The sequence below is a fragment of the Streptococcus sp. Z556 genome (genome assembly GCF_053010225.1).
Genome location: NZ_JBRKNU010000006.1, coordinates 56,629 through 68,847 on the forward strand (window position 1 = coordinate 56,629; position 12,219 = coordinate 68,847).

At 43.1% G+C, this 12,219-nt stretch carries 12 protein-coding genes; 10 read left to right on the forward strand and 2 right to left on the reverse strand.

Annotated elements, in window-relative coordinates; all coding sequences use genetic code 11:
- The first annotated feature begins 35 nt into the window (after positions 1-35).
- The 10 genes from ACVC7S_RS07755 (at position 36) to ACVC7S_RS07800 (ending at position 11,418) form a co-directional block, all read left to right on the forward strand.
- Entirely contained in the window at positions 36-1,271 is a 1,236-nt protein-coding gene (locus ACVC7S_RS07755; protein ID WP_447266740.1) for a carbohydrate-binding domain-containing protein, read from the forward strand.
- A gap of 125 nt (positions 1,272-1,396) precedes the next feature.
- The gene (locus tag ACVC7S_RS07760) at positions 1,397-2,161 is read left to right on the forward strand and encodes a nucleoside phosphorylase (RefSeq protein ID WP_447266741.1); all 765 of its coding nucleotides are present in this window, start codon (positions 1,397-1,399) and stop codon (positions 2,159-2,161) included.
- Between the two features lie 33 nt (positions 2,162-2,194).
- A complete protein-coding gene (locus ACVC7S_RS07765; protein ID WP_447266742.1) occupies positions 2,195-3,574 on the forward strand; it encodes a TrkH family potassium uptake protein in 1,380 nt (459 codons plus the stop codon).
- A 13-nt stretch (positions 3,575-3,587) separates the two neighbouring features.
- Positions 3,588-4,253, forward strand: coding sequence for a potassium channel family protein (locus ACVC7S_RS07770; protein ID WP_447266743.1), 666 nt, complete (start codon positions 3,588-3,590; stop codon positions 4,251-4,253).
- A gap of 158 nt (positions 4,254-4,411) precedes the next feature.
- A complete protein-coding gene (locus ACVC7S_RS07775; RefSeq protein WP_447266744.1) occupies positions 4,412-6,499 on the forward strand; it encodes an SSURE domain-containing protein in 2,088 nt (695 codons plus the stop codon).
- A gap of 80 nt (positions 6,500-6,579) precedes the next feature.
- The gene (locus ACVC7S_RS07780; protein ID WP_096405812.1) at positions 6,580-7,278 is read left to right on the forward strand and encodes a response regulator transcription factor; all 699 of its coding nucleotides are present in this window, start codon (positions 6,580-6,582) and stop codon (positions 7,276-7,278) included.
- Entirely contained in the window at positions 7,275-8,309 is a 1,035-nt protein-coding gene (locus tag ACVC7S_RS07785) for a sensor histidine kinase (protein ID WP_447266745.1), read from the forward strand. Before ACVC7S_RS07780 ends, ACVC7S_RS07785 begins: the two co-directional genes overlap by 4 nt.
- A 202-nt stretch (positions 8,310-8,511) precedes the next feature.
- Positions 8,512-9,123, forward strand: a complete 612-nt coding sequence (gene rpsD / locus ACVC7S_RS07790) for a 30S ribosomal protein S4 (RefSeq protein ID WP_447266746.1) — start codon at positions 8,512-8,514, stop codon at positions 9,121-9,123.
- A 219-nt stretch (positions 9,124-9,342) separates the two neighbouring features.
- Positions 9,343-10,149 carry a hypothetical protein gene (locus tag ACVC7S_RS07795; RefSeq protein WP_080978818.1) on the forward strand — a complete coding sequence of 269 codons (807 nt, stop codon included), beginning with the start codon at positions 9,343-9,345 and terminating at the stop codon, positions 10,147-10,149.
- A 21-nt stretch (positions 10,150-10,170) separates the two neighbouring features.
- Positions 10,171-11,418 carry a toxic anion resistance protein gene (locus tag ACVC7S_RS07800; protein ID WP_447266747.1) on the forward strand — a complete coding sequence of 416 codons (1,248 nt, stop codon included), beginning with the start codon at positions 10,171-10,173 and terminating at the stop codon, positions 11,416-11,418.
- A gap of 36 nt (positions 11,419-11,454) precedes the next feature.
- Here ACVC7S_RS07800 and ACVC7S_RS07805 read toward each other — a convergent pair whose 3' ends face one another.
- Positions 11,455-11,976, reverse strand: a complete 522-nt coding sequence (locus ACVC7S_RS07805) for an HXXEE domain-containing protein (protein WP_447266748.1) — start codon at positions 11,974-11,976, stop codon at positions 11,455-11,457.
- Positions 11,977-12,054: 78 nt separating this feature from the next.
- Positions 12,055-12,204 carry a 50S ribosomal protein L33 gene (gene rpmG, locus ACVC7S_RS07810; protein WP_001265622.1) on the reverse strand — a complete coding sequence of 50 codons (150 nt, stop codon included), beginning with the start codon at positions 12,202-12,204 and terminating at the stop codon, positions 12,055-12,057.
- Positions 12,205-12,219: the final 15 nt, after the last annotated feature.

The following is a 12,219-nucleotide window of genomic DNA, read 5'->3' on the forward strand; positions in this document are numbered from 1 at the left end:
GTCTAGCTATATCATACGAAGGAGAGGAAAAAGGTATGAAATCAAAAAAATGGACCCTACTCGCAACGAGTTTAACGGCAATGGTGCTGATGGCAGCATGTGCCCAGTCAACAACTACATCTAATACCAAGGCAACTACAAATAATGCAACAACTACTGCAACAAAAACAAATCAAACTTCTTATTTTACTGAGAAGGACAATGATACTTCTTATGATGAAAGCACAGCTTCTAAGATTGAGCTATCTGGCTCATCAGCAAACGTCTCTGGAGATGGGGTGACAGTCTCTGGCTCAACAGTGACTATCACAAAATCTGGAACCTATGTGATTTCAGGTCAGTCTGAAGGAGTGCAGATCAAGGTCGAGGCAGATGAGTCGGCAGAAGTTCACCTAGTCTTAAAAGGTGTCACCATGACCAACACCAATGCAGCAATTTCTGCGACATCAGCCGGCCATGTCTACTTGACTCTAGCAGAGGGAACCACCAACAGTCTCTCTGACTCAAACTCTAACAGCGACGAAAAAGCAGACGCAGCTCTCTTTTCTAAGGTTGATTTGACCATCAACGGGAAAGGAACTCTCAATGTAGATGGCAAGAAAAACAATGGTATCAAGGCCAACGACACCCTCCACATCACGGGCGGAACCTATAACATCACAGCAGTTGGCGATGCCTTTAATGTCAATGATGAACTCAACATCACTGGTACGACCATGACTATCGATGCCAAAGAAGATGGCGTAAAGGTGGACAATGACGAGGATACTTCAGTCGGAACCATGTACCTATCCAACAACAACATCACCGTTACAGCAGGAGATGATGGCATCCACGCATCAGGTGATTTGGTTATCGATAGTGGTACCTACACCGTCAAGAATTCGACAGAAGGACTTGAAGGTAAGTCAATCACTATCAACGGTGGGGACATTAGCATCTATTCGACAGATGATGGAGTCAACGCAGCTAATAAAAACGCCCAACAGAGTGAAATCTTCTTCATCATGAACGGTGGGAACCTGACTGTAGAAGTTGGTCAAGGAGATACAGACCCAATCGACTCAAACGGGAACGTGACAGTTGCTGGAGGAACCATTAAAATGATTGGTCAATCAGGTTTTGACTTTGATGGAACTGCGACCTACACAGGTGGTGACATCTATCTCAATGGTGAAAAACAAACGGAAATCGTCAATTCTATGCCTGGAGGCGGTGGGCCGAATGGAGCTCCTCAAGGCACAGGTTCAGCCCCTAGCGGACAAGGATAAGTAAAATTCTCCTTTCTCGAAAGAGAAGGGAGAGTTTTGTGTTCTTACTAGAGGAAATGTAAAGACAACTCCTTGACACTCCGTCAGTTTTTGATACAATAGTACAAAATTAGAGGAGGTGGGCGATGATTCAGAAGCATGCGATTCCTATTTTAGAGTTTGATGATAACCCCCAAGCGGTCCTTATGCCAACACATGAGGGGTTAGACTTGAAGTTGCCAAAGAAGTGTATCTATGCATTTTTGGAGGAGGAGATTGACCACTATGCTCAGGAAGTAGGGGCGGACTGTGTTGGTGAGTTCGTTTCTGCCACCAAAACCTATCCAGTATATGTCATCAACTACAAGGACGAGGAGATTTGTCTGGCCCAAGCGCCCGTTGGTTCTGCCCCAGCGGCCCAGTTTATGGATTGGTTGATTGGCTATGGTGTGGAGCAAATCATTTCCACTGGTACTTGTGGAGTCCTAGCCGATATAGAGGAAAATGCCTTTCTCGTCCCTGTTCGCGCTCTGCGAGATGAGGGGACCAGCTACCACTATGCAGCGCCTTCTCGTTATATGGAGATGCAGCTTGAGGCTATCTCTGCCATTGAGCAAGTCTTGGAACAAAGAGGCATTCCTTACGAGGAGGTCATGACCTGGACGACAGATGGTTTTTATCGAGAGACAGCTGAAAAGGTTGCCTATCGCAAGGAAGAAGGCTGTGCTGTTGTGGAGATGGAGTGCTCTGCTCTTGCGGCAGTTGCCCAACTACGTGGGGTTGTCTGGGGGGAATTGCTCTTTACCGCAGATTCCTTGGCAGATCTGGACAACTACGACAGTCGTGACTGGGGCTCAGAAGCTTTTGATAAGGCACTCGAACTCTGTCTTGCCATTGTGCACCACATGTGAGTGTTCTTGCTGTTTTTATGGTAGAATGTAGTTATGTTATTCAAATCTTTTTTGGAAAAAATCAAGACGATACTGGGACGCTTGTCGCCAGCCCGTCGCATCTTTTTAAGTTTTGCCCTAGTGATCTTCTTAGGTTCGCTTCTTTTAAATCTCCCCTTTGTGCAGGCAGCTACGTCACAAGCGACCTACTTTGACCATCTCTTTACGACCGTGTCCATGGTCTGTGTGACAGGGCTCTTTACCCAGCCGGTAGCCTCTACTTACAATATCTGGGGCCAGTTGATTTGTATGATTTTGATCCAGATTGGTGGTTTGGGGCTCATGACCTTTATCGGAATCTTTTATATCCAAGGCAAGCAAAAGCTCAGTCTTCGTGGTCGTGAGACTATTCAAGAAAGTTTTGCTTATGGAGAAACCCAGTCTCTAAAGGACTTCATCCGCTCAATCTTTCTGACGACTTTTCTAGTGGAAGGGCTCGGTGCCTTTCTCTTGAGTTTCCGCTTTATTCCTGAATTTGGCTGGGGGCGAGGAATTTTAACCTCTATCTTTTTGGCTGTTTCCGCTTTCTGTAATGCTGGATTTGATAATTTTGGAAGTACGAGTTTGGTAGCCTTTCAAACGGATCCCTTGATCAATCTAGTGATTGCAGGATTGATTATCACGGGTGGTCTAGGATTTATGGTCTGGTTTGACCTAGCGACCCAGTTTGGGAAAAAGAAAAAACGCCGCCTGCGTTTCCATACCAAGTTAGTTCTCTTTTTAACGGTGGGAATTTTACTCTTTGGAACCGTATCGACTTTGTTCATCGAGTGGAATAATCCTGGGACGATTGGAAATCTCAGCGCTCCAGAGAAACTGCTGGTTAGCTTTTTCCAGACCGTCAGCATGAGAACGGCAGGCTTTGCTTCAATTGACTACACCCAGACTCGACCAGTTACCTTACTGATCTACATCTTGCAGATGTTTCTGGGAGGGGCACCTGGAGGGACAGCAGGGGGGCTCAAGATTACGACCTTCTTTGTCTTGTTGGTCTTTGCTCGTAGCGAACTATTGGGCTTGCCTCATGCCAATGTAGCTCGGAGGACCATTGAACCCCGAACCGTGCAAAAATCTTTCAGTGTCTTTATTATCTTCTTGCTGACCTTCTTGCTGGGCTTGATCCTGCTAGGAATAACAGCAGAGGGAAATCCGCGTTTTATCTACCTCATGTTTGAGACCATTTCAGCCCTTGCGACAGTTGGAGTGACGGCAAATTTAACGCCGGAGTTAGGTAAGTTAGCCCTCAGCATCGTTATGTTGTTGATGTTTATCGGCCGTATTGGTCCCTTGACACTACTGGTCAGTGTAGCGGAATACCAGCCAGACAAGAAAGACACGATTCACTATATGAAAGCAGATATCACTATCGGATAAGAAAGGAAGAACGATGTCAGATCGGACAATTGGAATTTTAGGCTTGGGAATTTTTGGGAGCAGTGTTTTGGAAGCTCTAGCCAAGCATGACATGAATATCATTGCTATTGATGACCACGAGGAACGCATTAATCAATTTGAACCAGTGTTGGCGCGAGGGGTAGTTGGAGATATCACGGATGAAGAACTCCTTCTATCAGCGGGGATTGACACCTGTGATACCGTAGTTGTCGCAACGGGTGAAAATCTGGAGTCCAGTGTTCTCGCGGTTATGCACTGTAAGGGTCTAGGAGTGCCGACCGTCATTGCCAAGGTCAAAAGCCATACAGCTAAAAAGGTGTTGGAAAAAATTGGTGCAGACGCAGTCATTTCACCAGAGTTTGAAATGGGGCGCTCATTAGCACAGACCATCCTCTTTCATAACAGCGTGGATGTCTTTCAGCTAGATAAGAATGTTTCGATTGTCGAGATGAAAATCCCCCAATCGTGGAAGGGTAAAAGCCTCAGTCAGTTAGATTTACGTGGAAAATACAACCTCAACGTACTTGGTTTTCGTGCCTACGAAAATGCTCCTCTGGATGTCCAATTCGGACCTAATGACCTCTTGCAGGCAGATACCTATATCATGGCAGTCATTAATAACCAACATTTGGATACCCTAGCTGAACTGAGTGAGTAGGAGAGGAAGGGCTACTCTCTTTCCTAATAATCAACGAGTCAATATAAGTATTTTATAAGAGGGATTTAAGAAAAATTTTAACTTTTTCTTAATCCTTTTTAATTTTAGGAGATTATACTAGAGTCATCAAAAAAAAAGAAAACTCTAAGGAGAATCCTATGAAATTCAATCCAAATCAGAGATATACTCGTTGGTCTATTCGCCGTCTCAGTGTCGGTGTTGCTTCAGTTGTTGTGGCTAGTGGCTTCTTTGTCCTAGTCGGTCAACCAAGTTCTGCACGTGCTGATGTCGTCAATCCGACTCCTGCCCAAGTCGTGTCAGACGCAACTTCGGTGAGTGAAAAGAGCGACTTACCAGCAGAGCTTCTCAAAAAAGTAGTCGATGTAGCTCTTCCTTCAGAACAGTCTATTCCAACACCTAAAGCAAGTGTGGATACCACAAGCTCTTCAGAAAAAGCGGACGAAATTGCTAAAGAGCCAGTAGTAGCACCAAAAGAAGAAGTGCAAGCACAATCTGACTCTAAGAAACAAACAGAAGATGCAGTTAAACCTGTGGAAAGTTCTGCGTCTACAGTTTCTGGACAAGACCGTGAAGCCAGTGAAGCACAACCAGCGACCACACCAGCTGAAGTGCAAAAAGGTGTAGCTGACAATACCAAAGATACAGTAGATGTCCCAGCTTCTTACTTGGATAGAGCTAATTTCCCAGGACCATTTACAGCTGGTGTCAACCAAGTCATTCCATACGAATTCTTCGCTGGTGATGGCATGTTGACTCGCCTCTTGTTAAAAGCTTCAGACAAAGCTCCGTGGTCAGACAACGGAACGGCTAAAAATCCCGCCCTCCCACCAGTAGAGAAATTGGGCAAAGGCCTTTACTTCTACGAAGTAGACTTGGCAGGCACCCAAGGCAAATCAGATAAAGAGCTGCTTGACCTCTTGAAACAAAATGGAACACAAAGTTATAAAGCTACTATTAAAGTGTACGGTGCGAAAGACGGCAAACCTGACTTAACTAATCTGGTAGCGACTAAAGATTTGACTGTTAACTTGAATGGCTTGACCACACCAGCTGAAGTCCAAAAAGGTGTGGCTGACAACACCAAAGACACAGTAGATGTTCCAGCTTCTTACTTGGATAGAGCTAATTTCCCAGGACCATTTACAGCTGGTGTCAATCAAGTCATTCCATATGAATTCTTCGCTGGAGACGGCATGTTAACTCGTCTTATCTTGAAAGCATCCGATAAGGCTCCATGGTCAGACAACGGTTCGGCTAAAAATCCTGCTCTCCCACCAGTAGAAAAATTGGGCAAAGGTCTCTACTTCTATGAAGTAGACTTGGCCGGAACTCAAGGCAAATCAGATAAAGAGCTTCTTGACCTTTTGAAACAAAATGGTACGCAAAGTTATAAGGCAACCATCAAAGTGTACGGTGCAAAAGACGGCAAGCCTGACTTAACTAATCTGGTAGCGACTAAAGATTTGACTGTTAATTTGAATGGTTTAACCACACCAAGTCAGGTTAAAGAGTCTGTTGTTAACAATGTCAAAGACATGATTGATGTTCCAGCTAGCTACCTTGAAAAAGCAAATGTTCCAGGTCCATTCTTGGCAGGTGTCAATCAAGTTATTCCATACGAAGCTTTTGGTGGAGATGGTATGTTGACTCGCCTCTTGTTAAAAGCTTCAGACAAAGCTCCATGGTCAGACAACGGCTCAGCTAAAAATCCTGCTCTATTGCCACTTGAAGGCTTGGCTAAAGGCCAATATTTCTACGAAGTGGATTTGAATGGCAACACGACAGGCAAAGAAGGACAAGCCCTTCTAGACCAACTTCGTGCCAATGGCACTCACACTTACCAAGCTACTGTCAAGGTGTACGGTGCAAAAGACGGCAAACCTGATTTGACCAATCTGATTGCTACTCGTCAAGTAACGATTCAGCTTCGTGGAAAAGAAATGGCGACAATACCATCTCAACAAGGTCAGATGAATACGAAGCCTTCTGAAACAGGCTCTACAGGTATGACTGAGGGTATGGTGGGTACAAATCACCATATGTCAGATATGAAGGTCGATCAATCAGCTTCTAGCCCAATGGCTAATATGATGAAAAAAGATGATAAAGCGATGCTACCAAATACTGGTGAAGCTCAAACGGCTACAGCTGGCCTTGGTATCTTTGGTCTAGCCTTGGCAGGTCTTGTTGGACTTTTGGGTTTGACAACCAAACGAGAAGATTAAGATTCAAATCACTTAAACATTAGGGAAAATAGTGTTATACTAAAGCAAGTATAACACTGTTTTTATCGAAGGAGTGTCAGATGAAAAAGACAATTTTGCTGGTTGATGATGAGATAGATATTCTAGATATTCAAAACCGCTATCTTATACAGGCAGGTTACGATGTTTTGGTCGCCCATGATGGTAAGGAGGGGTTAGAACTTTTCAGAAAAAAATCTATCGACCTCATTATCACAGATATCATGATGCCCAATATGGATGGCTATGATTTTATCAGTGAAGTTCAATATATCGCTCCGGATCAACCCTTCCTCTTTACAACTGCTAAGACAAGCGAACAGGATAAGATTTATGGCTTAAGTTTGGGGGCAGATGATTTTATAGTCAAACCCTTTAGCCCACGCGAATTGGTTTTAAGAGTGAATAATATCTTGCGTCGCCTTAGCCGTGGAGGAGAGACAGAACAGATCGAGTTTGGTGACTTAGTGATCAACCATGTGACTCATGAGGTTCGCATTGGGGGTCAACCTTTGGAATTGACAGTAAAATCCTTTGAACTTCTATGGGTATTAGCCAGCAATCCTGAGAGAGTCTTTTCAAAGACGGAACTTTACGAGAAGGTATGGCAAGAGGACTATGTGGATGATACCAATACACTCAATGTTCATATCCATGCTTTGAGGCAAGAGTTGACCAAGTATACGAATTCCAATGCTCCTGCTATCAAAACTGTCTGGGGTTTGGGCTATAAGATGGAAAGACCAAGAGGTAGAAAATGAAATTAAAAAACTATATTTTAGTGGGGTATCTAGTGTCGACTCTACTAACGATTTTGGTCGTTTTCTGGGCAGTCCAACGAATGTTGATCGAGAAAAGTGAAGTTTACTTTCTAGTTGGAATGACTTTGATTGCTAGTTTCATTGGCGCTGCAGTGAGCATCTTTCTTTTGTCACCTGTTTTTTCTTCTCTGAAACATTTGAAAAAACAAGCTCAGAATATAGCTGGCAAAGATTTCAGTACAGAAATTGAAACCAAAGGGCCGATAGAATTTCAAGAGTTAGGCCAGGCTTTTAATGACATGTCCCGCAATTTACAGGCTACCTTTCAATCACTTGATGAGAGCGAGCAAGAAAAGAGAATGATGATTGCGCAGCTCTCTCACGATATTAAAACTCCCATTACCTCCATTCAGGTTACTGTGGAGGGAATTCTAGATGGAGTGATTAAGGAAGAGGAGCGGCTCCACTACTTAGCCACGATTGGTCGGCAAACTGAGCGTCTAAACAAGCTAGTGGAGGAATTGGATGTTTTGACTCTTAACACACAACCTCAAGATACTGCTGATGAAGAAGTCGAAGAGGTATTTTTAGATCAGTTGCTGATTGAGTCAATGAGTGAATTTCAACTCCAGATTGAACAAGAGGAGCGGGATGTTTACATTCAAGTATCACCTGAGTCAGCGAAAATCAAGAGCCATTCTGACAAACTTTCTCGCATTCTAGTCAATTTGTTAAACAATGCCTTTAAATATTCAGAACCAGGAACCAGAATCGAGGTTCTTGCCCAATTAACAGAACAAGAGCTGACAATCAGTGTGAAAGACGAGGGTCAGGGGATTCATCCTGAGGATTTGGAAAAGATCTTTAAACGACTTTATCGTGTAGAAACTTCGCGCAATATGAAGACAGGTGGACATGGCTTAGGTCTTGCGATTGCACGAGAACTAGCTCATCAGCTTGGTGGCGAAATCACAGCAGAAAGTCAATATGGCTTAGGAAGCAAGTTTACATTCAGCCTCAATTTGAAATAAAGCCGTAAAATCCCTTTACAAATCTAGCTTTTCATGGTAAAATAGCCTTTGTGTGAAATAGCAGCAGGAAAGCATGAAGCTCGTCAACAGGTGTCTTATGACAAGTAACCTTGGCTGTTTAGGCGAAGGGCATCTGCACGAATCAGGGCTTTCTAAGTGACTATTTCCACCGAAATATTATTTATATCAGGAGGACATTCACATGTCACGTTATACAGGACCATCTTGGAAACAAGCTCGTCGCCTTGGCCTTTCACTTAAAGGTACAGGTAAAGAATTGGCACGTCGTAACTACGTACCAGGACAACACGGACCAAACAACCGTTCTAAATTGTCAGAATACGGTTTGCAATTGGCTGAAAAACAAAAACTTCGTTTCACTTACGGTGTAGGTGAAAAACAATTCCGTAACTTGTTCGTACAAGCTACAAAAATCAAAGGCGGAATCCTAGGTTTCAACTTCATGCTTCTTTTGGAACGTCGTTTGGATAACGTTGTTTACCGTCTTGGTCTTGCGACTACTCGTCGTCAAGCTCGTCAATTCGTAAACCACGGTCACATCCTTGTTGACGGAAAACGCGTTGATATCCCATCATACTGTGTAACTCCAGGTCAAGTGATCTCAGTTCGTGAAAAATCATTGAAAGTTCCAGCTATCCTTGAAGCAGTAGAAGCTACTCTTGGACGTCCAGCATTCGTATCATTCGACGCTGAAAAGTTGGAAGGTTCATTGACTCGCTTGCCAGAACGCGACGAAATCAACCCAGAAATCAACGAAGCGCTTGTCGTTGAATTCTACAACAAAATGCTTTAATTTTAAGAAATATCTTACAGAAAGCCTACAAGAGTGGGCTTTTTGATTTGTCTTAAAACGTTGATTTCTGGGTTTAGGCAATGTCGGAAGGAGTGCTTTTAGTCATCGAAAATCTTCCTAGCTATAGTCTAAAGAAATCCGTGTTTTAGGTGACTTTTCCGCCCTCATTTTCAGCTTTTGTGCTAAAATAGATTTATAAACTTAAGATAAGGAATGTTTATGAAATCGGGTAATGTATTATTGAAAGGATGCCTTTATTTCTGGGGTGGCTTATTTTTACTAGGTCTCTTGGTTCAGGTAGCTCTGCCTTTGGCAATTTGTGGCTTGATAGGTTTCGGGGCTTATCTAGCCTATAAGCGTTGGCGTTATCCTCTTTTGAAGGATCGTTCTTTGGAAGATCAGATTGAGCTTTTAAAAGCGCGGATTCGTCAGGCCGATAAAGATATCCAGCAGTTAGAAGAGACCTTGTCTGAAAAAGGATCAGCAGCCTATAAAAGCCTAGCTAACCAGGTCTTGATTGAACTTCAAGAAATTCATCAAGAGGCCAATCGTTTGAAATCTTATATTGACGAAGCTGTTTATAGTCGCATTGATAAAAAGGTTCGCTCAGTAAGGGCGACCATAGACGTCCAGCTAGAGCGACTAGAAAGAGAGAGTCTGGTAGATATCGAAAATAAGGAGCCCGAAGAATTGGCGCCTGAATTGTCTCAGACCTTGGCAAATATTGCTGCGGACCATCAAGCGATTCTCGACAAAATTGAGTCATCGGATGTTGGAGCCAAAGAAGAGCTGACGGCCATCCATAGTTTAAAAATGGAGAAATTCCAAACGATTTTAGAGGGCTATTTAAAGATTAAGGCAAATCCCAAAAATTATAATCGGGCGGAAGAACGCTTGGAACAAGCTAAAGCAGCTATCGAACAATTTGACCTTGAGCTAGACCAAGTTTTGAGAGAACTCAATGAAACAGATATGCGCGATTTTGATATTAGCCTGCGTATCTTAGGAAAAGATCGCAAAGAATAGGGTAGACACAAAGGAGTAACCATGACAGAATTTAATTTTGATATTGATCAGATTGCTAATAATACAGTGGTCAAAGTGGACAAGACAACCGAAATCATCGAGACCAATACAGGCTCAGCCCAGACGATCACTTTTCTTGAAAAGCTAAGTCCTGAGCAACAAGAGCAGATTAAGGGGCGCGTGCCTCAGTTGGTAGATCAGTTTGTCACAGACCAAAATGCTCTCTTGGACTTTGGTCAATCAGCGGTGGAAGGTGTCAATGGTACGGTTAACCGTATCTTGACCGAGCAGAAGAAACTGCAAATTCCTCAGGTGGATGACTTGCTGAAAAATACCAACCGTGAACTCCAAGGTTTTGTAGCCAAATACAAAAATGCTGAAATTGCAGAATTGGAAGAAAAGCCAAACTTTTTGCAAAAATTGTTTAAAAAAAGTCAGAACAGTCTGCAAGAATTTTATTTTGACTCAAAAACAGTTGAGCAAAAGCTAGATGGTATGGCTGCTGCTGTGGTCAAGCAAGAAGATGTGCTGGCGCGAAATATTGTTTCTGCTGAAATGCTGATTGAGGACAATACCAAATCCATTGAAAATCTAGTGGGAGTTATTTCCTTTATCGAGGCCAGTCAGGCAGAAGCTGGGAATCGCGCTACAGAATTGAAGGCTCAAGTTGATCAACTAGATTCAAGTACGGTAGAATATCAAACCAAGTCCCAAGAATTAGCTCGTATGGCAGAAGTGGTCAATACACTGGAACAACAACATACAGAGTATGTTAGCCGCCTTTACGTAGCTTGGACGACGACTCCACAAATGCGTAATCTCGTCAAAGTTTCATCGGACATGCGCCAAAAATTGGGCATGCTTCGTCGCAATACCATTCCAACCATGAAGCTTTCGATTGCCCAACTTGGTATTTTGCAACAATCGATGAAATCAGGTGTCGTGGCAGATGCCATTGTCAATGCCAACAATGCTGCTCTTCAGATGCTAGCTGAAACCAGTAAGGAAGTGATTCCGCAGATGGAACGAATTGCCCAAAGTCCAACAGTAGCTGTTGAATCGGTTACCAAACTTGCTGAAAGTCTAGTCGCTCAAAATCAAGGTATCGTTGCTGCCATTGAGTTGGGACGCCAGAAACGTGCTCAACTAGAAACAACCATCGTCAAATCTGCAGAAATGATCAACGACTCTGTTAAACTCCGCGATGAGAAAATCGTCCAAGCCCTTCTAGACCAAGGAAAGGCTGCTCAGAAAGAAGTGCAAGAATAAAAATAAATCCTCTGCAATGTAGATTTGCAGGGGATTTTATTCGTTTTTGTGGACAAGCCAGGTGGAATACTTTTTCCCAATCCAGAGAGCAAAGAGGAGATTGATGACGACGATTCCTGAACTGACCAGTGAAAATAGGAAAAATTCGCTAGTCGAAACTTGCCACAAATGCACGATGTCTGTAATCAAATAAGCACTGATAGGAAAACAAAGGATAGAAGTAATCAGAGCAGGGATATACTTGCGGAGAAGAATTGATTGTCCGATATGGAGCAAGAGATGAAGCGCAAAGGCCACAAATCCCCCTAACCATACTAATTCGAAAACTCTAGATTGAGTAAAATACGTTAATAAAGTGATGGTTAAGACAAGGAAAAATTCTTCAAAAACAGCAAGGGCAAATCCCTCTGTTGTCATTTCTTTGTGGATTTTGAGAATAGTTGGCGCCTTTTGGGTCAGTAAGGTTTTGTTGAGACGGATCCAAGGGACAAGACCGATAATTTCTTCCATATCGTGAAAGATAAAAAGTAGAGGAAACATCCAAAGATAAAATGCCATAAATCTCTCCTGAAAAGCTATAGACTGCCAGCCAATAAAGCAAAAAACGCCCAGTAAGGCGTTTTGAGTTAGGTATGCTTATTTCACTTCTGTAAACACAACGTGTTTGCGAAGTTTTGGTGAGTATTTCTTCAATTGAAGACGGTCTGGAGTGTTACGTTTGTTTTTAGAAGTAAGGTACAAGCGTTCACCAGATTCTTTGTGTTCAAGTGTAATATTTACGCGCATGGTATCTCCCTTCTA